Source organism: Massilia sp. TWP1-3-3 (assembly GCF_049897805.1).
In the GTDB taxonomy this organism is placed as follows: Bacteria; Pseudomonadota; Gammaproteobacteria; order Burkholderiales; family Burkholderiaceae_D; genus Telluria_A.
Genome location: NZ_JAFCWX010000007.1, coordinates 32,979 through 54,761, shown reverse-complemented (window position 1 = coordinate 54,761; position 21,783 = coordinate 32,979). Strand labels below are relative to the sequence as shown.

General features: G+C 62.2%; 22 protein-coding genes. 18 read left to right on the top strand and 4 right to left on the bottom strand.

Translation table 11 applies throughout. The features are described from left to right. The first annotated feature begins 100 nt into the window (after positions 1–100). From ACP7D4_RS08720 to ACP7D4_RS08705, 4 genes are read left to right on the top strand one after another with little or no spacing between them, the layout of a single operon-like run. On the top strand, positions 101–2,125 hold the full coding sequence (locus tag ACP7D4_RS08720; protein ID WP_426208670.1) for a PAS domain S-box protein: 2,025 nt from the start codon (positions 101–103) through the stop codon (positions 2,123–2,125). Positions 2,126–2,164: 39 nt separating this feature from the next. After that, on the top strand, positions 2,165–2,554 hold the full coding sequence (locus ACP7D4_RS08715; RefSeq protein WP_426208668.1) for a response regulator: 390 nt from the start codon (positions 2,165–2,167) through the stop codon (positions 2,552–2,554). After that, positions 2,551–2,877, top strand: coding sequence for an Hpt domain-containing protein (locus ACP7D4_RS08710; RefSeq protein WP_426208667.1), 327 nt, complete (start codon positions 2,551–2,553; stop codon positions 2,875–2,877). The genes ACP7D4_RS08715 and ACP7D4_RS08710 overlap by 4 nt, the downstream gene beginning before the upstream one ends. A gap of 8 nt (positions 2,878–2,885) precedes the next feature. After that, positions 2,886–3,701 carry a response regulator gene (locus ACP7D4_RS08705; RefSeq protein WP_426208666.1) on the top strand — a complete coding sequence of 272 codons (816 nt, stop codon included), beginning with the start codon at positions 2,886–2,888 and terminating at the stop codon, positions 3,699–3,701. Here ACP7D4_RS08705 and gloA read toward each other — a convergent pair. The 3 genes from gloA to ACP7D4_RS08690 form a co-directional block, all read right to left on the bottom strand. Continuing rightward, entirely contained in the window at positions 3,698–4,117 is a 420-nt protein-coding gene (gloA, locus tag ACP7D4_RS08700) for a lactoylglutathione lyase (protein WP_426208664.1), read from the bottom strand. The genes ACP7D4_RS08705 and gloA overlap by 4 nt on opposite strands. Positions 4,118–4,204: 87 nt before the next feature. Next, entirely contained in the window at positions 4,205–4,633 is a 429-nt protein-coding gene (locus tag ACP7D4_RS08695; RefSeq protein WP_426107249.1) for an OsmC family protein, read from the bottom strand. Positions 4,634–4,788: 155 nt separating this feature from the next. Beyond that, complete coding sequence (locus ACP7D4_RS08690; RefSeq protein WP_426107247.1) at positions 4,789–5,106, bottom strand: hypothetical protein; 318 nt, start codon at positions 5,104–5,106, stop codon at positions 4,789–4,791. A gap of 130 nt (positions 5,107–5,236) precedes the next feature. Here ACP7D4_RS08690 and ACP7D4_RS08685 point away from each other — a divergent pair, with 130 nt between their 5' ends. The 11 genes from ACP7D4_RS08685 to ACP7D4_RS08635 all read left to right on the top strand — a co-directional run bounded on the left by ACP7D4_RS08685 (position 5,237) and on the right by ACP7D4_RS08635 (position 16,316). After that, a complete protein-coding gene (locus ACP7D4_RS08685; RefSeq protein ID WP_426208663.1) occupies positions 5,237–6,100 on the top strand; it encodes a DUF3667 domain-containing protein in 864 nt (287 codons plus the stop codon). 140 nt (positions 6,101–6,240) lie between these two features. Continuing rightward, positions 6,241–7,143, top strand: coding sequence for an NAD kinase (locus ACP7D4_RS08680; protein ID WP_426107244.1), 903 nt, complete (start codon positions 6,241–6,243; stop codon positions 7,141–7,143). 41 nt (positions 7,144–7,184) lie between these two features. Then, a complete protein-coding gene (recN, locus tag ACP7D4_RS08675) occupies positions 7,185–8,849 on the top strand; it encodes a DNA repair protein RecN (RefSeq protein ID WP_426107242.1) in 1,665 nt (554 codons plus the stop codon). 37 nt (positions 8,850–8,886) lie between these two features. Further along, complete coding sequence (locus tag ACP7D4_RS08670; protein WP_426107241.1) at positions 8,887–9,030, top strand: DUF2798 domain-containing protein; 144 nt, start codon at positions 8,887–8,889, stop codon at positions 9,028–9,030. A gap of 65 nt (positions 9,031–9,095) precedes the next feature. Next, positions 9,096–9,407: a hypothetical protein gene (locus ACP7D4_RS08665; protein ID WP_426107240.1), complete on the top strand. Its 312-nt coding sequence runs from the start codon at positions 9,096–9,098 to the stop codon at positions 9,405–9,407. A 288-nt stretch (positions 9,408–9,695) separates the two neighbouring features. After that, positions 9,696–10,799 (top strand): ferrochelatase, encoded by a 1,104-nt coding sequence (gene hemH, locus ACP7D4_RS08660; RefSeq protein ID WP_426107239.1) that lies wholly within the window; start codon positions 9,696–9,698, stop codon positions 10,797–10,799. 357 nt (positions 10,800–11,156) lie between these two features. Beyond that, entirely contained in the window at positions 11,157–11,693 is a 537-nt protein-coding gene (grpE, locus tag ACP7D4_RS08655) for a nucleotide exchange factor GrpE (protein ID WP_426208661.1), read from the top strand. A 91-nt stretch (positions 11,694–11,784) separates the two neighbouring features. Next, positions 11,785–13,731, top strand: a complete 1,947-nt coding sequence (gene dnaK, locus ACP7D4_RS08650; protein ID WP_426208659.1) for a molecular chaperone DnaK — start codon at positions 11,785–11,787, stop codon at positions 13,729–13,731. A 115-nt stretch (positions 13,732–13,846) separates the two neighbouring features. After that, positions 13,847–14,980 (top strand): molecular chaperone DnaJ, encoded by a 1,134-nt coding sequence (gene dnaJ, locus ACP7D4_RS08645; protein WP_426208657.1) that lies wholly within the window; start codon positions 13,847–13,849, stop codon positions 14,978–14,980. 147 nt (positions 14,981–15,127) lie between these two features. Continuing rightward, complete coding sequence (can, locus tag ACP7D4_RS08640; protein ID WP_426208655.1) at positions 15,128–15,790, top strand: carbonate dehydratase; 663 nt, start codon at positions 15,128–15,130, stop codon at positions 15,788–15,790. Positions 15,791–15,959: 169 nt separating this feature from the next. Beyond that, the gene (locus ACP7D4_RS08635; RefSeq protein WP_426107231.1) at positions 15,960–16,316 is read left to right on the top strand and encodes a nucleotide pyrophosphohydrolase; all 357 of its coding nucleotides are present in this window, start codon (positions 15,960–15,962) and stop codon (positions 16,314–16,316) included. A 20-nt stretch (positions 16,317–16,336) separates the two neighbouring features. Here the strand turns inward: ACP7D4_RS08635 and gabD are convergent, their stop codons facing one another. Next, a complete protein-coding gene (gene gabD / locus ACP7D4_RS08630) occupies positions 16,337–17,791 on the bottom strand; it encodes an NADP-dependent succinate-semialdehyde dehydrogenase (RefSeq protein ID WP_426208654.1) in 1,455 nt (484 codons plus the stop codon). Between the two features lie 228 nt (positions 17,792–18,019). Between gabD and ACP7D4_RS08625 the strand changes: the two genes are divergently transcribed. From ACP7D4_RS08625 to ACP7D4_RS08615, 3 genes are all read left to right on the top strand, one after another. Then, a complete protein-coding gene (locus ACP7D4_RS08625; RefSeq protein ID WP_426208653.1) occupies positions 18,020–18,787 on the top strand; it encodes a gamma-glutamyl-gamma-aminobutyrate hydrolase family protein in 768 nt (255 codons plus the stop codon). 92 nt (positions 18,788–18,879) lie between these two features. Further along, entirely contained in the window at positions 18,880–20,250 is a 1,371-nt protein-coding gene (locus tag ACP7D4_RS08620) for a glutamine synthetase family protein (RefSeq protein WP_426107226.1), read from the top strand. Positions 20,251–20,276: 26 nt separating this feature from the next. Further along, entirely contained in the window at positions 20,277–21,722 is a 1,446-nt protein-coding gene (locus tag ACP7D4_RS08615; protein ID WP_426208651.1) for an aspartate aminotransferase family protein, read from the top strand. The last annotated feature ends 61 nt before the right edge of the window (positions 21,723–21,783 follow it).

The following is a 21,783-nucleotide window of genomic DNA, read 5'->3' as shown; positions in this document are numbered from 1 at the left end:
CATTCGCGTATCTGCTGTCACAGCTTCTCTTTCGCGCTATAGTCGAGACCGGACTCGGCGCATTTATGCCGCGTAAATACATTGCGTAGGAAATGTTATTTTGCTTGAACCACCAGAAATCGCCGACGAAGTCGAACGCCTGTCGGCCTTGTGCCGACTGAACTTGCTCGATACGCCTCCCGATGAACGCTTCGAGCGCATCACCCGCAGCGCGCAGCGCATGTTCAACGTTCCCATTGCCCTGGTCACGCTGATTGACAGCAACCGCCAGTGGTTCAAGTCTCGCGCCGGGCTGGCGCTCGCCGAAACGCCGCGCCGTATTGCTTTCTGCGCCCATGCGATCCTGAACTCGGCGCCGCTGATCGTTGGCGATACCCGCGCCGACCCGCGCTTTGCCGACAATCCGCTGGTCACTGGTGCGCCGCATATCGGTTTTTACGCCGGCATTCCCATCCACGATACGGGCGGCTGGCGCGTCGGCACGCTGTGCCTGATCGACCATCAGGCGCGCCATTTTTCAAGCGCTGACGTCAGCGCGCTGTGCGACCTGGCGCAGTGGGCCGAGACGGAATTGAACCTGTATTCGCTCAAGCAGGCAACCGCGATCTGCCACGAAAAAGAATCGCGCCTGCAAGCAATTGTCGAACACGCAGGCGACGCCATCGTGACGATCGACGACAAGGGCACGATCGAAACCTTCAACCCGGCCGCGCAGCGCATCTTCGGCTACCGGCCTGAGGACATCATCGGCCAGCCAATCATGCGCTTGGCGGCCAGGCACTACCGCGCCGGTTTGGCGCGCGATCTCGCAGTGCTCGCGAAAAACGGCATCCAGAACGGCAAGTCGCTCAACCGCCAGGTGTTCGTCGAGCGCAGCAATGGCGAGCGCTTCCCGGCCAACCTGGTGGTCAGCGAAATGCGCATCAATGATCGGCGCGCCTTCACCGGCCTGGTGCGCGACATCTCGAACCGGCGCCGCTCGAGCGAAGACGTAAAGCGCGCCAACCGCCAATTGGCCGAAACGCTCGGTCTGCAGCAAGCCATTCTCGACAGTACCCGCTACGCGATCATCGCTGTCAACCTGCAGGGCAAACTGACCATGTTCAATGCCGGCGCCCAGCGGATGCTCGGTTATACCGCGGCTGACATGAAGGCGCACGGCTCGCTGGCCGTCCTGCACGATCCGGCCGAGCTGGCCGCGCGCGGCGCCGCGCTGGCGGCCGAACTGGGCCACCCGCTCGCAGCGCTGGCCGACGCCGTCGTCGCCAATGCGCGCGACGGCAGGCGCGACGAAAGCGAATGGACCTACGTGCGCAAGGATGGCTCGCGCTTGCCGGTCATGCTGTCGGTGTCGGCGGTGTGGGACGAGCAAGTGTTGGCCGGCTTTGTCGTCATTGCCCAGGACCTGAGCGAGCGCAAGAAAATCGAGCAGCTGAAAAACGAGTTCGTCTCGACCCTGTCGCACGAACTGCGCACGCCGCTGACGTCGATCCGCGGTTCGCTCGGCCTGCTGGCCGGCGGTGCCGCCGGTGCCATTCCCACGACGGCCATGGTCCTGCTCGATATCGCCACCAAGAACTGCGATCGCCTGGTGCGCCTCATTAACGACATGCTTGACGTTGAAAAAATCGAATCGGGCAGCATGCGTTTTGAGGCCGTGGTGCAGCCGCTGCTGCCGCTGATCGAGCAGGCGGTGGCGGCCACCAACGCCTACGCCGCTCAGTTCCAGGTCAGCTTCGACCTGCGCGCCGACGCCGGTGAAACGCGCGCTGCCGTCGACACCGACCGCCTGCTGCAGGTGTTGATCAACCTGCTCTCGAATGCCTCCAAGTTCGCCCCGTCAGGCGATGTGGTCGAAGTGCGTTTGCGCCGGCTGGCCGGCGTGGCGCGCGTGTCGGTGACCGATCACGGGGTGGGTATTCCGGAACAATTTCGCGACCGGATTTTCCAGAAGTTCGCGCAGGCCGACGCCACCGACAGCCGCCAGAAGGGCGGCACGGGACTGGGCCTGAACATCTCCCGGGCGATCATTGAAAAGCACCACGGCACGATCGACTTTACCAGCGTGCCGGGGATGCGCACCGAGTTCTATTTCGACTTGCCGCTGGCGAGCGAGCAACCATGAACCACAAGATAAGAACGCATCGTACATGCGAGAGAAACCATGCGTGAGATCAGGCTTGTAATGTACGTCGAGGATGACCCGGACATCCAGATGGTGGCGCAGATGGCGCTGGAAGTAGTCGGCGGAATGACTTTGCGCACCTGCAGTTCGGGCCAGGAGGCACTGCACGCGGCCGCTGCCGGCTTGAGCCCGGACCTGATCCTGCTCGACGTGATGATGCCAGGCCTGGACGGTCCGGCAACGCTGGCCGCGCTGCGCACGATTGCCGCAACCGCCGCCACGCCGGTGATCTTCATGACTGCCAAGGTGCAGGCGGCGGAAGTGAGCTATTACAAATCGATCGGCGCCATTGGCGTGATCGCCAAGCCGTTCGATCCGATGCTGCTCGCGCAGCAGGTGCGCACGCTGTTCGAACAGACCGCGCCATGACGCCCGAACAAAAAGCCGTACAGGCCAAATTTGACGTGCTGGCCAAGGTATTCCTTGGACGGCTGCCGGTGCGCTACGAAAAAATGCATGCGGCGCTGGCGCTGTGCCGCCTCGACCCCGCCATCGACGCCAACTGGGTCGAGCTGCACCGGCTGCTCCATTCGCTGGCCGGCGCTGCCGGCTCCTTCGGGTGCGATGCCCTGGGCGAGCAGGCAGGCTTGATCGAACTGCTGCTGGAAGACCTGCTCGGGCAGAAAACGCGCACTGCTGCCGACGTCGAGGAAGTGGCGCGACTGCTGAATATCATGCAAACGGCAAGCTAGGAGAGACCATGGATACATCGACTGTCTACAGCAAGACCGCCAAGGGAATGGGCGAGTTCAGATCTGGCGGCAAGAATTTGGCGCGCGAACATGCGCGCGTCCTGGCACTCATCAACGGCACGGCAAGCGTGCGCAAGCTGATCGACAGTGGCGCGCTGGTGGAAGGGAAGTATGCGCCGGTGCTGGCCGCGCTGGTCGAGCATGGACTGATACGCGTCTTTGAGCATGACCGCAACGATGCCGATACGATTGCATTCACGCCCTCCTCAAGTTTGGACGGCAGTGACTTTCCGGAGGCGCTGCCGACGCTCACGGTGGAGGAATTGTCGCCCCAGGAAAGCGTGCAGGTATGGGCCGCGGCGCGGCGCGGGGCGAGCGAACTGCGCTCATCGGGCTTTTATTCTTACGGTACCAAGACGGGGTCGAGCCGGGCCGGCGGCGAAGTCGGACGCAAGGCACTGGTGGTGGAAGACGATGAGGAACTGGCCCAACTGCTGGTGCTGCTGCTGACCGAAAAAGGCATGCTCGTGCAGGTTGCCGGCGATGTGCCGGCCGCGTTGGCCATCGTAAACGACGGCGCGCCGCCCGACCTGGTGCTGCTCGATATCGGTTTGCCTGGCATGCCCGGCCAGGACGGCTTCGACATCCTCGGCGTCATCCGGCGCAAGGAAGAGTGGGCCCGGGTGCCGGTCGTCATGGTGACGGCCGAAGTGTCGGACCAACAGGTGATGAAGGGTTTGAAGGCGGGCGCTGATGGCTACATGTTCAAACCGTTCAAGTGGGACGCGCTGTACGGCTGTATCAAGGAAGTGGTGGGGATTTAACCAGGCCCGTTGAGGCCCCCGGCACGGGCGCCATCCTTGCGCTCGATCAGCTCGATCTTGTAGCCATCCGGATCGGTGACGAAAGCGATCACGGTACTGCCGCCCTTGACCGGACCGGGCTCGCGTGTGACGTTGCCGCCGTTGGTCTTGACCGAGGCGCAGGCGGCGACGATGTCATCGGCCGAGATGGCGAGGTGGCCGTAAGCGGTGCCCATCTCGTAGGTCTCTACGCCGTGGTTGTAGGTCAGTTCCAGCTCAGCGTGATCCGGATTGCTGCCGTAGCCGACAAAGGCGAGCGTGTATTTGAATTCGGGATTGTCGCTGGTGCGCAGCAAAGTCATGCCGAGCACCTTGGTATAGAAATCGATCGAGCGCTGCAGGTTGCCAACCCTGAGCATGGTATGCAGAATGCGCATCGTAATCCTTGAAAGAGGGAGAAGATGCGATTCTAAGCGCTCGGACGATTGTTTGCTGACGGCGTGCTGACGGCGTGCTGACGGCGCTTACGCTTCGAGGCGGGCGTCGAGCGTGATGGTGGCGTTGAGCAGCTTGGACACGGGGCAGTTTTGCTTGGCGTCGAGCACGGCCGCGTCAAAGGCTTCCTGGTTGGCGCCTGGAATGTTGGCGACCAGGTTCAGGTGCACGGCGGTGATGGCAAAACCGGCGTCCTGCTTTTCCAGCGTGACGGTGGCGGTCGTGTTCAAGCTCGTGGCGGTCATGCCGGCTTCGCCAAGCTTGCCCGACAGTGCCATCGTGAAGCAACCCGCGTGCGCCGCGCCGATCAGCTCTTCCGGGTTGGTGCCGGGGCCGTCTTCAAAGCGCGTGTTGAAACCGTATTGCGTGTTGTCGAGCACGCCGCTCTGGGTGGAAATATTTCCCTTGCCGTCCTTGATGCCGCCGCTCCAGACGGCGCTGCCTGAACGTTTGATCATGATGTGCTCCTTGCAAATGAATGTGCAGCCATGATGGACTGCGCTGTGACCAGTATCTGTACGGGGCCGCACATACCTTTGAGCGACAAAAGATGCTGCAATCCCATCGTCCGCAGGTGACGCTGCCGCAAAGTGTCCCATTTGTTCGCAGCCAATTATTCCGGCTTGGTATTGGTCGGCACAACCGAATCATGATGCCGCATGCCATCCTTGGCATCCTCGCGCGGCCTTGCCTGCCCCGATCCGGTACTCGATCCGCTACCGGCCACGCTCTCTTCCACGCCGCGCATGCCATGCAAGTCGGTGTCAACCAGGCCCTGGGCCAGGTCGTCGGCGGCCTGCTTCATCACGCCGCGCGGGTCGGTATCGGTGCCATTGGGCGACTCGTCGCGCTCGTGCGGCAGGCGCTTTACGCCATCATCCTTCACCTTTACGTCCGTGTTGATCTTGCGGTCCGGGGTCTCGGCTACCATATGCTGCTCCTTCGGTTCGTGAATGGCTGCATGTTATCCCGGCGCCAACTTGATGGTCGCGCAATTGAATGATGTATTTTTCCCAACAAAACCGGTAACATTTGCCTTCCGCAACAGCGACGAGACATCAGTGACAACCCATCCGGCCCCGCACGACGAAGAAACTGCCAACTGCCACAATTGCGGCGCAGCCGTCAGCTACCACTACTGCGCATTGTGCGGGCAGGAAACCACGCTGCACGTGCCCAGCGCCAGCGAATTCATCCACGAATTCGTCGGCCACTACATCGCGCTCGAAGGCAAGCTGTGGACCACGGTGCGCAAGTTGTTGCTGCGCCCCGGCTTCCTGAGCGCGGAATACATCGCCGGACGGCGCGTGCGTTACGTGCAGCCGCTGCGCGTGTACCTGACCTTCAGCATCCTGTTTTTCTTCGTGCTCAAGCTGGCCGGCACGCCGGTGGGCAAGGTCGACGAACAAGCCGCCACGGGCGAGCCGATGGTCACCATCCAACAGGCCGACCCGGGGACCCCGGAACTGATGATCCTGCGCGCGGTTCCCGCGCCGCTCCAACAAAAGCTCAAGGCCTTCAACGCGCGGCCCGCCGCCGAGCAGAGCAAACTGCTCGGCGCCGCGTTTTTCGCCTACGTGCCCTATGCAATGTTCATCCTGATGCCGTTGTTTGCCGCTTATCTCAAACTGCTGTACGCAGGTTCCGGCCGGCGCTACGGCGAACACTTGCTGTTCGCGCTGCACACCAACGCCTTTGCCTTTGCCATGTTCAGCCTGATTTTGCTGGCCAGTTTCCTGAACGTCGGCTTGCTCGACTTTGCGCTGGCCGTCTGGCTCATCGTCTACCTGCCGCTGGCAATGCGGCGCGTCTACGGCGGCTCGCGCGCCAAGACGTTTGTCCGCTGGGCGGTGCTGGCGCTGCTGCACTTGCTGAGCATTCTGGCCGGCATCTTCGCATCGTACGCAATCGCCGTCATGGCATAGCCTTGGCGCTTGCCGGAAAGCCGTCCACGGGATTATACTGTTCATGCATACAGCATTGCTGCCCACGCCCCTGGCTGGCAGAAGCCACCGATATGGGTTAATCTCCTGCGTGTCGCTACTCCCTCACTGCCGAGATTTCTATGCCAGCTACGCTTGAAACGCAAAAAACCATCGCGCTCGTCGTACGGCCCAATACCGCCGGCATCGACGAAGCGATCGCGCGCATCGTCCAGTTCCTGGAAGGGGCCGGCTACCGCGTGGTGCTGGAGGCGGAAACGGCCGCCCACGTGGGCCCGACCGGTCTGCAGGTGGTGGATGTAGCGGCCATCGGCGCGAGCGCCTGCGCGGCGATCGTGATGGGCGGCGACGGCACCATGCTCGGCATCGCGCGCAAGCTGGCGCCGTTCGACGTGCCGCTGATCGGCATTAACCAGGGCCGCCTGGGCTTCATGACCGATATCCCGATCGAGCGCATGATCCCGGCGCTGGCTGAAATCCTGAACGGCAACGCCAATTCGGAACGCCGCACGCTGCTCGAAGGGCGCGTCATGCGCAGCGGCGAACAGATCGCCTCCGGCCTGGCCGTCAACGACGTGGTGGTGGCGCGCGGCGCCGGCGCCGGCATGGCCGAACTGATGGTCACCGTCGACGGCAACTTCATGTACAACCAGCGCTCCGACGGCCTGATCATTTCCACGCCCACCGGTTCCACCGCGTACGCGCTGTCGGCCGGCGGCCCGCTGCTGCACCCCAGCCTGAACGGCGTCGTGCTGGTACCCATTGCGCCGCACGCGCTGTCGAACCGGCCGATCGTGGTGCCTGACTCGAGCGAGATCGTGATCGAAATCGTCAGCGGGCGCGACGTGAGCGTCAACTTCGACATGCAAACCTTTGCCAGCCTGCTGCACGGCGACCGGATCGTCATTTCGCGCTCGCCCAACCACATCACGTTTTTGCATCCGCAGGGCTGGAGCTACTACGACACGCTGCGCGAAAAGCTGCACTGGAATGAATACCCCTCGGGTGAAGGCAAGCTGCGCTAGGCGCACGCCACCCCGCCGACCACCATCACTTCAAAAGACTCATGCTGCGTACACTTTCCATTCGCGATTTCGTCATTGTCGACGCGATCGAACTTGAGTTTTCAAGCGGCTTCTCGGTGTTTACCGGCGAGACCGGCGCCGGCAAGTCGATCCTGATCGACGCGCTGCAACTGGCGCTCGGCGGGCGCGGCGACGCCAGCGTGGTGCGCGAAGGCGCGTCCAAGGCCGACATCACGGCCGATTTTGCGGTCGGCGGCGCGGCGCAGGCATGGCTGGTCAAAAATGAATTCGCGCTGGAGGAGGGCGGCGCGCTGCTGCGGCGCGTGATCGACAATGCGGGGCGCTCGAAAGCCTACATCAACGGCATCGCGGCCACCGCCACCCAGCTGCGCGACCTGGGCGACATGCTGGTCGACATCCACGGCCAGCACGCGCACCAGTCGCTGCTCAAAACCGAGGCCCAGCGCGCGCTGCTCGACAACCAGGCCGCGTTCAAGGATGCCGGCGCGGCCGGCGACGCGCAGCAGGTGGCTGCGTTCTACAAAAGCTGGCGCGCGCTGGCCAGGCAGCGCGAAGAATTCGAGAGCAACGCCAAGAACGTGCTGATGGAGCGCGAGCGGCTGGAGTGGCAGGTGGGCGAACTGGAAAAGCTGGCCGTCAAGCCGGGCGAATGGGCCGAGATCGGCAACGAGCACAGCCGCCTGTCGCACGCGGCCAGTTTGCTCGAAGGCGCGCAGGAGGCGCTGGCGGCGATCTCCGAATCCGACCATCCGATCCTGTCGCAGCTTTCGTCGCTCAACATCAAGCTGGGCAAGCTGGTGGCCATCGACGCCCAGCTGCAGCCGGTGCTCGACTGCATGGAGCCGGCCCTCATCCAGCTGCAGGAAGCCGTGTATGCGCTTAACGATTACCTGGACCGGGTTGATCTCGATCCGGAGCGCCTGCGCCAGGTGGAAGCGCGCCTGGAAGCGATCCACGGCAGCGCGCGCAAGTTTCGCGTTGCGCCCGAAGACCTGCCCGGGGAATACGTCGTGCTGTCCGAACGGCTCAAGCAGCTGGCCGACGCCACCGACCTGGACGGCTTGCGCAAGCAGGAAGAAAAAATCATGGCCAGCTATGTGACGTCGGCCGGCAAGTTGTCCAAAACGCGCACTGCGGCGGCCAAATTGCTCAGCACCCAGGTGACGGCCGCGATGCAGGAATTGAACATGACGGGCGGCAGTTTTGTCGTGGGTCTCAATCCCTGCGAGCCGAGCGCGAGCGGCGTCGAGCAGGTCGAATTTTTGGTAGCCGGCCACGCCGGCGTGGCGCCGCGCCCGCTGGCCAAGGTGGCCTCGGGAGGCGAGCTGGCGCGCATTGCGCTGGCCATTTCCGTGATCACCTCGAATGCGACGACCACGCCGACCCTGATTTTCGATGAGGTCGACAGCGGCATCGGCGGGGCGGTCGCCGAAGTGGTGGGGCGCCTGCTCAAGCGCCTGGGGCAGGAGCGGCAAGTGCTGTGCGTGACCCATTTGCCGCAGGTGGCCAGCCAGGCCAGCCAGCATTTCCAGGTGGCCAAGGACACCACCGCGGGCGGCAAGACGGTGTCGCACATCGACGTGTTGGACAGCAAGGCGCGGGTGGAAGAAGTGGCGCGCATGCTGGGCGGGCTGGAAATCACGGCGACCACGCGCAAGCACGCGCGCGAACTGCTGGCGTCCTGATTGCCCTTTACATAATCGTACCGATTGGTTCAAGTTATTGCAGGCGGTCGGGCTCGTCCCGGGCGTGGCCGCGATGTGGATTCGGGCCTGGGCCTGGTCGTGGCAGTTTGCCTTTCCCGTGCTGCTGCTAATCCTGCCCGTGGTGCGGCGGGCGACGGCGGCGATTGTCACATCCGCCTGAAAAGGCTGGAATGGCGGGCCGGTAAGAATCTATAATGGCCTCGCTCCTTAACTCTCAATCGCCCTGTGAACAATCCCATCATTGCCGACATTACCGTCAAGCTCAAATTGCTGACCACCGAGCGGGGCGGGCGCGCCGAAGCGCTGCCGGGGGGCGAGTACCGGGGCATTCTGAGCGCGCGCGGGCAGCATTTTTCGTTCAGGTGCGAATTGCCGCGCGAGACGGGCTTCGAACTGGGCGCGTCGCGCACGCTCGAGGTCGAGTTCCTGTTTCCCGACCTCGCGCTGCCGTTTTTCAAGCACAACGACGAGTTCAATCTGTGGGAAACCGGCACGGTCGGCTATGGTCGCGTGCTGAAGGTGCATCGCCAGTTCTGATGCCTGGCAGAGTTTCATGACTCTATCTTCGGGCACAGGGGCGAACCCGGGGCGGCAGTGGCCATGCTCGAGCGTTCCGCCTTGTTCTTGCACCCGCTCGCGCATGGCGCGCATGCCATTCCCAACCGCAGTGCCGGCGCATGTGGACGAATAGTTGCCTGTGAACAGGGGTCAGACCACTTTGTCCCATCGGCAGAAGTGATCTGACCCCGGTTCGCGGACGATCCGACGAGCAACACGGTAATCTAGGATAATATCGTTCCTTCGCCCTCACTCTCCAGATCAACCATGGCCTATCGCAAAGAACCACCGTACACCCACGGGACCGTGGGCACGACCGCCGTCGTGCTGGTCAACCTGGGCACGCCGGACGAGCCGACCGCGCCGGCCGTGCGGCGCTACCTGAAAGAATTCCTGTGGGACCCGCGCGTGGTTGAAATCCCGCGCGCCGTCTGGTGGCTGATTCTGAACCTGATCATTTTGCCGTTTCGCTCGTCGAAATCGGCCGCCAAGTACGCGCAGATCTGGACCAAGGAAGGCTCGCCGCTCAAGGTGCACACGCAAAAGCAGGCGACGCTGCTGCGCGGCGCGCTCGGCCAGCGCGGCCACAAGGTCGGCGTGGTGATGGCGATGCGCTACGGCTCGCCCTCGCTGGCCGAGGTGCTGGACCGGCTCAAGGCCGAGCATTGCGAGCGGGTGCTGATTCTGCCCGCCTATCCCCAATATTCCGGCACCACCACCGCCTCGATCAACGACGCGGTGTTCGCCCACTACGCCAAGGTGCGCAACGTGCCCGAACTGCGCCTGATCCGCAACTATCACGACCATCCTGCGTATATCGGCGCGCTGCGCGACACCGTGCTCAAGCACTGGGAAGCGAACGGGCGCGGCGACAAGCTGATCATGAGTTTTCATGGCGTGCCCAAGCGCACGCTGATGCTGGGTGACCCGTATCACTGCGAATGCTACAAGACGGCGCGCCTGCTGGCCACCGAATTGGGCTTGTCCGAGCAGCAGTACCTGGTGACGTTCCAGTCGCGCTTCGGCAAGGCCGAGTGGCTGCAACCCTACACCGCGCCCACGCTGCAAAAGCTGGCGCAGGAAGGGTTCAAGCGGGTCGACCTGATCTGCCCGGGCTTTACCAGCGATTGTCTTGAAACGCTGGAAGAAATCGCGATGGAAGCGCGGCACGACTTCATCGGGGCGGGCGGACGCGACTTTCACTATATACCTTGCCTGAACGAGGCCGACTCGTGGATCGCGGCGCTGGCCGACGTGGCCGAGCAACACCTGCTGGGCTGGCCGACCATGCTGACGTCGGCACAACGCGAAGCCGAACTGAAGGATGCCCAAGCGGGGCGCGCCAATGCCGTCAAGCTGGGCGCAAGCTGAGCCTGGCGGCCCGGCCTGTTAAAATAGCTGGTGGACAGGCGTCAAGCCGGCGTACACGATCCACGCCATGGCAAGCACGGTGTAGGCGACGACGCTAATGGCAATGAGCGGCAACTTCATGATGGGAACTCCTGGACGCGTGGCAAGCGACAATTCGCAGGCCTGCGCGCTTAAGTACATAGTAATCCGTCGCGCGCAGAAGTGAATCTCCCATTTGGTAAGATTTGTAACATTGCACACAGAGCGGCGCGTACATATATCCCTTGAAACTGTAGCTAACATCCCCATCTCTGGGGCTGTGTGGTTAGCACGACACGTCAATTAACAGCTAAGTCATTGATAGTAGGAGTTTTTTCGATGCAAGACCAAGAAAACCAAGAAGTGTCCGCGACTCAGGAAGAAATTGATCAGGCCCCCGCGCCTGAAGCCGGCGCACCCGGTCTGGAAGAGCAGTTGAGCGCCACGGAAGCCAAGCTCGCTGAAATGCACGATGCATTCATGCGCGCCAAGGCCGAGGGCGAAAACATCCGCCGCCGCGCCCAGGAAGACGTCAGCAAGGCCCATAAATTTGCCATCGAAAGCTTCGCCGAGGCCATGGTGCCCGTGCGCGACAGCCTGGAAATGGCGCTCAAGGTCGAGACCCCGTCGGTCGAGTCCCTGAAGGAAGGCGTCGAAATGACGCTCAAGCAACTGACCTCGGCGTTCGAAAAGAACCGCCTGGTTGAAATCCTGCCAGTCCAGGGCGACAAGCTCGACCCGATGAAGCACCAGGCCGTGGCCGTGGTGCCCGCGGAGCAGGAAGCCAATACCGTCGTCAATGTGTTGCAAAAGGGCTACATGATCGCTGACCGCCTGCTGCGGCCAGCCATCGTCACGGCGGCGCAGGCGAAATAAAGTCCGCCTGCCGCGCTCCAAGGTCTTGAAAGCGCGCCGTTTTACCAAATATCCAAGCTATCTGAAACTAAGTAAATAAAAGGAAAACATCATGGGCAGAATTATCGGTATCGACCTGGGAACAACTAACTCCTGCGTCGCGATCATGGAAAATGGTCAGCCAAAGGTAATCGAAAACGCTGAAGGTGCGCGTACGACGCCTTCCATTATTGCTTACCAGGAAGATGGCGAAATTCTGGTTGGCGCGCCGGCCAAGCGCCAGGCGGTCACCAATCCGAAGAACACGCTGTTCGCCGTCAAGCGCTTGATCGGCCGTAAGTTCGACGAAAAAGAAGTCCAGAAAGACATTGGCCTGATGCCGTATTCGATCCTCAAAGCCGACAACGGCGATGCATGGATCGGCGTGCGCGACAAAAAGCTCGCGCCACAGCAAATCTCCGCAGAAGTGCTGCGCAAGATGAAAAAGACGGCCGAAGACTACCTTGGCGAAGAAGTCACGGAAGCGGTCATCACCGTGCCGGCGTACTTCAACGACTCGCAGCGCCAGGCAACCAAGGATGCCGGCCGGATCGCGGGCCTGGACGTCAAGCGCATCATCAACGAGCCGACCGCCGCCGCACTGGCGTTTGGCCTGGACAAGAACGACAAGGCCGACCGCAAGATCGCCGTGTATGACCTGGGCGGCGGCACGTTCGACGTCTCGATCATTGAAATTGCCGACGTAGACGGCGAAAAGCAGTTCGAAGTACTCTCGACCAACGGCGACACCTTCCTCGGCGGCGAAGACTTCGACCAGCGCATCATCGACTTCATCATCGACGAATTCAAGAAGATTAACGGCCTGGATCTGAAAAAAGATCCGATCGCCCTGCAGCGCATCAAGGCTTCGGCCGAGCGCGCCAAGATCGAACTGTCGTCGTCGCAGCAGACCGAAATCAACGAGCCGTACATCGCCATGGCGAACGGCGCGCCGGTCCACCTGAACCTGAAAATGACGCGCGCCAAGCTCGAGTCGCTGGTTGAGGAACTGATTCTGGCCACCATCGAGCCATGCAAGACGGCGATCAAGGATGCCGGCGTCAAGGTATCCGACATCGACGACATCATCCTGGTCGGCGGCATGACCCGCATGCCAAAGGTGCAGGAAAAGGTCAAGGAATTCTTCGGCAAAGAGCCGCGCAAGGACGTCAACCCGGACGAAGCCGTCGCTGTCGGCGCCGCGATCCAGGGTTCCGTGCTGTCGGGCGAGCGCAAGGATTTGCTGCTGCTGGACGTGACGCCACTGTCGCTGGGTATTGAAACGCTGGGCGGCGTGATGACCAAGATGATCCACAAGAACACGACCATCCCCACCAAGTTCAGCCAGGTGTTTTCGACGGCCGACGACAACCAGCCTGCCGTGACGATCAAGGTCTTCCAGGGCGAGCGTGAAATCGCTGCCGGCAACAAGGGCCTGGGCGAATTCAACCTCGAGGGCATTCCGCCGGCTTCGCGCGGCACGCCACAGATTGAAGTGACCTTCGACATCGACGCCAACGGCATCTTGCACGTCGGCGCCAAGGACAAGGCCACCGGCAAAGAAAACAAGATCACCATCAAAGCCAATTCGGGCCTGACGGAAGCGGAAATCCAGAAGATGGTGAAAGACGCTGAACTGAACGCCGAAGAAGACAAGAAAGTGAAAGAACTTGCCGAAGCGCGCAACCAGGCCGATTCGCTGGTGCACTCGACCCGCAAGTCGCTGACCGAATACGGCGACAAGCTCGAAGGCGGCGAGAAGGAAGCCATTGAAGCGGCGATCACCGAAGTTGAAGGCTCGATCAAGGCCGGCGACAAGGCCGAGATCGACGCCAAGGTGGCAGCACTGTCGACCGCGTCGCAAAAGCTGGGCGAAAAGATGTACGCCGACATGCAGGCCAAGCAGGAAGCAGCGGGCGGCGGCGACGCCGGCCAGCAGCAGCCAGGCGCGGACGCGGGCAAGCAGGCGCAAGACGACGTGGTGGACGCCGACTTCAAGGAAGTCAAAGACGCCAAGTAACAGATGCAGGGGCGCGCGCCCCTGCCTCCAGATACGGCCGGGCCCATTGCGGCTCGGTTTTTTTGCATAAACGAGTCAGTGTTTCAGATTCAGTCACACAGCAAGGTGCCGACAAATGGCAAAGCGAGATTTTTACGAGATCCTCGGGGTCGCAAAGAATTCTTCGGATGAAGAAATCAAGAAGTCGTACCGCAAGCTTGCGATGAAATACCATCCGGACCGCAATCCGGACAGTAAGGAATCGGAAGAGAAGTTCAAGGAAGTCAAAGAAGCGTACGAGATGCTGACCAATCCGGAAAAGCGCGAAGCGTATGACCGTTACGGTCATGCGGGCGTGGACCCGAACATGGGTGGCGGCGGCGCCGGCGGCTTTGGCGGCGGCGGTTTCGCCGACAGTTTCGGCGACATCTTCGGCGATATTTTCGGCGGTGGCGCCGGCCGCGGGCGCGGTGCCGGTCCCCAGGTCTACCGCGGGGCCGACCTGCGCTACAACCTCGAGATCACGCTCGAGCAGGCAGCACACGGCTTCGACACCACCATCCGCGTGCCGAGCTGGGACAAGTGCGACACCTGCCACGGCACGGGCGCCAAGCCGGGCACGTCGCCGACCACCTGCACCACGTGCGCAGGCCACGGCCAGGTGCGCATGCAGCAGGGCTTTTTCAGCATCCAGCAGACCTGCCCCAAGTGCCACGGCAACGGCAAGGTCATTACCGATCCGTGCGCACCATGCGGCGGCCAGGGACGCATCAAGCGCAACAAGACGCTGGAAGTGAAGATCCCGGCCGGTATCGACAACGGCATGCGCATCCGCTCGTCTGGCAATGGCGAGCCGGGTACCAACGGCGGGCCGGCGGGCGACCTGTATGTGGAGATCCACATCAAGGCGCACACCGTGTTCCAGCGCGAAGGCGACGACCTGCATTGCGAGATGCCGATTTCGTTCGTCAAGGCGACTTTGGGCGGCGAGATCGAAGTGCCTACGCTGTCGGGCAAGGTATCGTTCACCATCCCCGAAGGTACGCAATCGGGCAAGACGTTCCGACTGAAAGCGAAGGGCATCAAGGGCGTGCGTTCCGGTTACGCGGGCGACCTGTTCTGCCACGTGGCGGTAGAAACGCCCGTCAAGCTGACCGACAAGCAGAAAGAACTGCTCAAGGAATTCGAACGCCTGACCGCCGAGGGCGGCGCCAAGCACAGCCCGCAGAGCAAAGGGTGGATGGATAAGGTGAAGGATTTTTTCGAGTAAAATAACGCACCCGCAAGGTGCGCTACTGTACGGTGAAGAGGCGAAGCGCCTTTCACCAAAGGCATGCGTCGCCTTGACGCGTGCCTTTGGTGGAAGGCGCTTCGCTGTTCCACCCTACGATAATCATACTGACTCGACGGATCCCACATGACCACGCAATCAGAACAAGACATTCAGGCTCTGTTTACCCGCAACCAGGATTGGGCGGCGGCGATGGTTGCCAACAACCCGAGCTTTTTTACATCGCTGCTGAACCAGCAGTCACCCCAGTATTTGTGGATCGGCTGTTCCGACAGCCGGGTGCCCGCCAACGAGCTGCTTGGCTTGGCCCCGGGAGAGCTGTTCGTCCATCGCAACATCGCCAACGTGGTGGTGCACTCGGACCTGAATTGCCTGTCGGTGCTGCAGTTTGCCATTGACGTGTTGAAGGTCAAGCACGTCATTATTTGCGGGCACTACGGCTGCTCGGGCGTGCATGCGGCCATGGTCAACAAGCGCATCGGCCTGGCCGACAACTGGCTGCGCCACGTGCAGGACGTCTCGCAAAAGCACGAGAAATATCTGGGCGAATCGCTGGCCTCGGGCGCGCGCGCGAACCGGTTGGTGGAACTGAACGTGACGGAGCAGGTGGTCAATACCGCGCAGACGACGGTGGTGCAGGACGCGTGGGAGCGCGGACAGGAGTTGACAGTGCATGGCTGGGTGTATGGCCTGCACGACGGCCTGCTGCGCGACCTGGGCATGAGCGTGAGCGGCGCGGAAGAACTGGCGCCCAAGCTGGTGTCGCGGCTCGAGGAATACACTGTGTAAAGCGCATTCCAGCTTTGCGCCGCCATGGGCCGTAGGTCCGTAGGTCGGAAAAGCGAAGCGCATTCCGACATGTTCGCGTCCCGTGGACACCTGTCGGAATGCGCTACGCTTTTCCGACATACGGGGCGTACCTTGTGCGACGATGCGGGCAATACCATTGGATAAAGCGATGAGCCATGACCTGACCACCATCCGCGACACCGTGCGCACCTTTGTTTCCGAACGCGACTGGGACCAGTTCCACACGCCCAAGAACCTGTCCTCGGCCCTGTGCGTGGAAGCGGCAGAACTGCTCGAACACTTCCAGTGGCTGCACAGCGGCGGGGCCGCCGAACTTGGCCCCGCCAAGCTCGAACAGGTGCGCCACGAAATGGCCGACGTGCTGGTCTACCTGGTGCGCCTGGCCGACAAGCTCGATGTCGACCTGGGCGCCGCGGTCGAGGAGAAAATGATCCTCAACCGCGCCAAATACCCGGCCGACAAAGTGCGCGGCGACGCCCGCAAATACAATGAATATCCAGATTAGATTCCGGATTAAACTCCAGATTAAATCCCACCCATGCAAATGTACTTGATTACCAAATAATCCTCGATCCCGTAGGTCGATCCTTCGCGCCCCAGGCCCGACTGCTTGACGCCGCCAAACGGCGCGATCTCGTTCGAAATGAGCCCCGTGTTCACGCCCACCATGCCGCTTTCCAGCGCCTCGGCCACGCGCCACACGCGTCCGATGTCGCGCGAATAAAAGTAGGCCGCCAGCCCGAACTCGGTGTCGTTCGCCATCGCGATCACATCGTCCTCGGTTTTAAAGCGAAACAGCGGCGCCAGCGGCCCGAAAGTCTCCTCGGAAGCCACCTGCATAGCCGACGTCACATCAGCGATGATGGTCGGCTGAAAAAAGCTGTGACCCAGCGCATGGCGCTTGCCGCCCGCCAGCAGCCGTCCGCCCTTGGCCAGCGCGTCGGCGATGTGCTCCTCGACCTTGACGACCGCCTTCTCTTCGATCAGCGGCCCTTGCGTGACGCCTTCTTCCAGGCCGTTGCCGACCTTGAGCTTGCCCACCGCAGCGACCAGCTTTTCGGCAAATTGCTCGTACACGCCATCTTGCACATACAGGCGGTTGGCGCACACGCAGGTCTGGCCCGCATTGCGGTATTTGGACGCGATCGCCCCTTCCACCGCCGCATCGAGGTCGGCGTCGTCAAACACGATGAAAGGCGCATTGCCGCCCAATTCGAGCGACAGCTTCTTGATCGTCGGCGCGCACTGCTGCATCAAAATGCGCCCCACCTGGGTGGAGCCAGTAAAGGTCAGCTTGCGCACGATCGGGTTGCTGGTCATTTCGCCGCCGATCGCTTTGGAGTCGCCGGTAATGACGCTGAACACGCCCTTGGGCACACCGGCGCGTTCGGCCAGCACCGCCAGCGCCAGCGCTGAAAACGGCGTCAGCTCGGCCGGCTTGACCACCATCGGGCAGCCTGCGGCCAGCGCCGGACCGACCTTGCGGGTGATCATCGCCGCCGGGAAGTTCCACGGCGTGATGGCCGCGCACACGCCGATCGGCTCCTTGGTGACCATCAGGCGCCGGTCGGCCCAGGGCGACTGCAGCGTGTCGCCCGCCACCCGCTTGCCTTCTTCGGCAAACCATTCGATGAACGAAGCCGCATAAACGATCTCGCCTTTCGATTCGCTCAAAGGCTTGCCCTGTTCGGCCGTCATGATGACTGCCAGGTCGTCCGCGTTGGCGAGCATCAGGTCATTCCACTTGCGCAAGATGGCGCTGCGCTCCTTGGCCGTTTTTTTGCGCCACGCGGGCCAGGCGACGTTGGCGGCGTCAATCGCGCGTTTGGTCTCGAGCGCGCCCATGTGCGGCACCGTGCCCAGTTGCTCGCCGGTGGCCGGGTTGAACACGGTGATGGTGCTCGCATCGTTGGCATCGCACCATTCGCCATCTAACAGGCATTGCTGGCGCAGCAGGGTAGGGTCTTTCAGGTTCAGCATGATCGGCTTTCTGAGTCGGAGGAAGATCATCCATGTTAGCCCAATTGGCAAGCTTGCGTGCTCCGCTCCATTTCCTTTCGGTAAGGAAAAGAGCCCGGCGTGTTGGCATCCTTCGCCATAAGCAAGTATGCTAGGCACTTGTTCGATATACATCAATCGGCACTCGCAATCGTCCCGAATTGGCTTTATGATGGTGCTGAGTGCCGCACTTTTACACTGGCAGGCTTTATGCGCAGTCCCATCGTTCTCGTTCCAGCATGCACCCGCGCCATAGGCGAGCATCCCTATTACGCGGCGCAGATCAAATACGTCGATGCGGTCGTCCTCGGGGCGCGCTGCACGCCGCTGATCGTCCCTGCGCTGGGCGATGCGCTTGACCTGGCAAGCATCCTCGATGCCTGCGACGGCATCATGTTGACCGGTTCGGCCAGCAACGTCCACCCGAGCCACTATGGCGAGGACGTGTACGACCCCCAACTGCCGCAAGACCCCGGGCGCGACGCCACCACGCTGCCCCTGATCCGCGCAGCGCTCAAGCGCGGCATTCCCGTCATTGCGGTGTGCCGCGGTTTCCAGGAGCTGAACGTGGCCCTGGGCGGCAGCCTGTATCAGGCAGTGCAGGAGGTGGCGGGCAAGATGGACCACCGCGAAGACCCGGCGCTGCCGCTCGAGGCGCAGTATGCGCCAGCGCACGGCATCACGCTCACGCCGGGCGGCACGCTGCAGCGCATCCTGGGCGGCGCCACCGACATAGCGGTCAATTCCTTGCACGGCCAGGGCGTGGACCGCCTGGCCGACGGGATTGCGATCGAAGCGCGCTCCGACGATGGCCTGGTCGAAGCGTTTTCGGTGCCTGCGGCGCCCGGCTTCACGCTGGCCGTGCAGTGGCACCCGGAATGGCGGCTGCTTGAGAACCCCGACTCGATGCGCATGTTCGGCGCGTTCGGCGACGCCTGCCGCGCATTTTGCGCAAAAAAAGGCGCGCCGGTTCCTTAGCTTCGCCCGCAGACACGCAAGCGCGCCAGCATCCATAGTACGCACGGGACGTTTTTCGTCCGGCGTTTGAGCAAGACTACCGAGAGACAATCATGGCAATTCGCGAAAACTTTACCTATACAGACATGGACCTGTGGCTCAATGAAAAACGAGTCACCGAAATTGAATGCCTGATTCCCGACCTGACCGGCGTCGCGCGCGGCAAAATCCTCCCGCGCGCCAAGTTCACGCAGGAGCGCGGCATGCGCATTCCCGAGGCGGTGCTGGGCATGACCGTGACGGGCAACTACCCGATCGCCGACGGCGCCTACGACCGCGCCATTTCCACCACCGACCGCGACATGATTCTCAAGGCCGACCCGACCACCATCACCATGGTGCCGTGGGCGGTTGACCCGACCGCGCAGGTCATCCACGACTGCTATTTTTCGGACGGCAAACTGGTCGACTTCGCGCCGCGCACGGTGCTGCGCCGCGTGCTCAAGCTGTACGCCGACAAGGGCTGGAAGCCGGTCGTGGCGCCTGAACTCGAGTTCTACCTGACGGCCAAGAACATCGACCCGGACCTGCCTCTGAAGCCGCCCATCGGGCGCAGCGGACGTGCTGAAACAAGCCGCCAGGTGTACTCCATCGATGCGGTGAACGAATTCGATCCGCTATTCGAAGACATCTACGATTACTGCGAACTGATGAACCTGGACGTCGACACCCTGATCCACGAGATCGGCGCCGGCCAGATGGAAATCAACTTCCAGCACGGCGACCCGCTGGGCCTGGCCGACAAGGTGTTTTTCTTCAAGCGCACGCTGCGCGAAGCGGCGCTCAAGCACGACATGTACGCCACCTTCATGGCCAAGCCGATGGCCGGCGAACCCGGCTCGGCCATGCACGTGCACCAGAGCGTGGTCGACACCAAGACCGGCATGAACATCTTCAGCAACGAAGACGGTTCCGCGTCGCCCCTGTTCAAGCAGTACATCGGCGGGCTGCAGCGCTACATGCCGTCGGCGATGGCGATCGTCGCGCCGTATGTGAACTCGTACCGCCGCATCGTGCGCCATACGGCAGCGCCGATCAACATCCAGTGGGGCCTGGACAACCGCACCGTGGGCTTTCGCGTGCCCGAATCGGGCGTGCAGGACCGGCGCGTGGAAAACCGCATCATCGGCGCCGACGCCAATCCCTACCTGGCGCTGGCAACCACGCTCGCCTGCGGCTACCTGGGCATGACCGAGCAACTCGAGCCGACCCCGATGATGACCGGCAGCGCCTACGAGATGCCGTTCGAACTGCCGCAAGGCCTGCCCGAAGCGCTGGCCATGCTGCGCGCCGAAGACAAGCTGCGCGCCGTGCTCGGCGAGCGCTTCATCGACGTCTATTCCGCCATCAAGGACCTGGAGCACCAGGAATTCATGACCGTCATCAGTCCGTGGGAACGCGAACACTTGCTGCTTCACGTCTGAATATCAACACGAAACCGAGGTCCATCATGCCACCACAATCCTTAGCACCAGCCGCTGCCGTCCTTGCCGGCGTCAAGGCGGCCGTCCATGAAATCTACGACACCGCATTGATCCGCAAGCTCGATGCGCAGCACTACATGCATCCGTTCACCGACCACGCCGCCCTGAAGGAAAAGGGCGTGCGCGTGATGGTGCGCGGCGATGGCATCTACCTGTGGGATTCGGAAGGCAACAAGAGCCTGGACGGCATGTCGGGCCTGTGGTGCGTGAACGTCGGCTACGGGCGCACCCGCATTTCTGAAGCCGTCTACAAGCAGATGGAGACGCTGCCGTTTTATAACAGCTTTTTCAACACCACCAATGTGCCCGCCGTGCGCTTGGCCGCTCTGCTGGTGGAGCTCTCGCCGCCGCAGTTCAACCACGTGTTTTTCACCGGCTCGGGCTCGGAAGCGAACGACACCAACCTGCGCATGGTGCGCCGCTACTGGGACCTGATGGGCTACCAGGGCCGCCACACCATCATCAGCCGCTACAACGCGTACCACGGCAGCACGCTGGCCGGATCGGCCCTGGGCGGCATGGAAGGGATGCACGAGCAGGCCGGGATGATTCCCGGGATCGAGCATATCGGCCAGCCGAACTACCTTGAGTCAGGCCAGGGCATGAGCGAAAACGAATTTGGCCTGGTGGCCGCCGGCTGGCTCGAGAAAAAAATCCTGGAAGTGGGCGCCGACAAGGTGGCCGCGTTCATCGGCGAGCCGGTGCAGGGCGCGGGCGGGGTGATCATCCCGCCGGCCACTTACTGGCCGGAGATCCAGCGCATCTGCGACAAGTACGGCATCTTGCTCATTGCCGATGAAGTCATTTGCGGCTTTGGCCGGCTGGGCGCCTGGTTCGGCTCGGAACTCATGCAGATCAAGCCCGATCTGATCACCTTTGCCAAGGGCGTGACCTCGGGCTATGTGCCGCTTGGCGGCGTGCTGGTGGGCGACCGGGTTGCGAAGGTCTTGATCGATAAAGGCGGCGACTTCAATCACGGCTTCACGTATTCGGGCCACCCGGTCGCATGCGCGGCGGCGCTTGAAAACCTGCATATCCTGCTCGAGGAAAAGCTGGTCGAGAAGGTGGCGCTGGAAACGGGGCCATACCTGAAGGCCAAGTTCGCCGCGCTGGCAGACCATCCGCTGGTGGGCTTTGCCAACAGCTGCGGCTTTGTCGCGGGCTTGAATTTGGTGCGCAAGAAAGCAGCCAATGTGCACGACAGCGAGTATTTTCAGCCAGATCAGTCGGTGGGGATGATTTGCCGCGGCCACATGTTCGAGAATGGCATGATCATGCGCGCCGTCGGCGACCGGATGATTATCGCGCCGCCGCTGGTGATGACGTGCGCACAGATCGACGAGATGGTCGCTAAGATCCGGTTCTGCCTCGACGCCACGCTGGCCGACCTGCAGCAGCGCGGCTGGATGTAAAACCCGGATGTCCGCGTCACGTTGATGTAATGCATCAGCGAACCGATTCTGCCACGACGCA

Excerpts from the sequence above, each read along its gene's own strand:
- ACP7D4_RS08715 (WP_426208668.1), top strand. The coding sequence starts at position 2,165 with ATGCGTGAGATCAGGCTTGTAATGTACGTCGAGGATGACCCGGACATC.
- ACP7D4_RS08710 (WP_426208667.1), top strand. The coding sequence starts at position 2,551 with ATGACGCCCGAACAAAAAGCCGTACAGGCCAAATTTGACGTGCTGGCC.
- ACP7D4_RS08705 (WP_426208666.1), top strand. The coding sequence starts at position 2,886 with ATGGATACATCGACTGTCTACAGCAAGACCGCCAAGGGAATGGGCGAG.
- gloA (WP_426208664.1), bottom strand. The coding sequence starts at position 4,117 with ATGCGCATTCTGCATACCATGCTCAGGGTTGGCAACCTGCAGCGCTCG.
- ACP7D4_RS08695 (WP_426107249.1), bottom strand. The coding sequence starts at position 4,633 with ATGATCAAACGTTCAGGCAGCGCCGTCTGGAGCGGCGGCATCAAGGAC.
- ACP7D4_RS08690 (WP_426107247.1), bottom strand. The coding sequence starts at position 5,106 with ATGGTAGCCGAGACCCCGGACCGCAAGATCAACACGGACGTAAAGGTG.
- ACP7D4_RS08680 (WP_426107244.1), top strand. The coding sequence starts at position 6,241 with ATGCCAGCTACGCTTGAAACGCAAAAAACCATCGCGCTCGTCGTACGG.
- recN (WP_426107242.1), top strand. The coding sequence starts at position 7,185 with ATGCTGCGTACACTTTCCATTCGCGATTTCGTCATTGTCGACGCGATC.
- hemH (WP_426107239.1), top strand. The coding sequence starts at position 9,696 with ATGGCCTATCGCAAAGAACCACCGTACACCCACGGGACCGTGGGCACG.
- grpE (WP_426208661.1), top strand. The coding sequence starts at position 11,157 with ATGCAAGACCAAGAAAACCAAGAAGTGTCCGCGACTCAGGAAGAAATT.
- dnaK (WP_426208659.1), top strand. The coding sequence starts at position 11,785 with ATGGGCAGAATTATCGGTATCGACCTGGGAACAACTAACTCCTGCGTC.
- dnaJ (WP_426208657.1), top strand. The coding sequence starts at position 13,847 with ATGGCAAAGCGAGATTTTTACGAGATCCTCGGGGTCGCAAAGAATTCT.
- can (WP_426208655.1), top strand. The coding sequence starts at position 15,128 with ATGACCACGCAATCAGAACAAGACATTCAGGCTCTGTTTACCCGCAAC.
- ACP7D4_RS08635 (WP_426107231.1), top strand. The coding sequence starts at position 15,960 with ATGAGCCATGACCTGACCACCATCCGCGACACCGTGCGCACCTTTGTT.
- gabD (WP_426208654.1), bottom strand. The coding sequence starts at position 17,791 with ATGCTGAACCTGAAAGACCCTACCCTGCTGCGCCAGCAATGCCTGTTA.
- ACP7D4_RS08625 (WP_426208653.1), top strand. The coding sequence starts at position 18,020 with ATGCGCAGTCCCATCGTTCTCGTTCCAGCATGCACCCGCGCCATAGGC.
- ACP7D4_RS08620 (WP_426107226.1), top strand. The coding sequence starts at position 18,880 with ATGGCAATTCGCGAAAACTTTACCTATACAGACATGGACCTGTGGCTC.
- ACP7D4_RS08615 (WP_426208651.1), top strand. The coding sequence starts at position 20,277 with ATGCCACCACAATCCTTAGCACCAGCCGCTGCCGTCCTTGCCGGCGTC.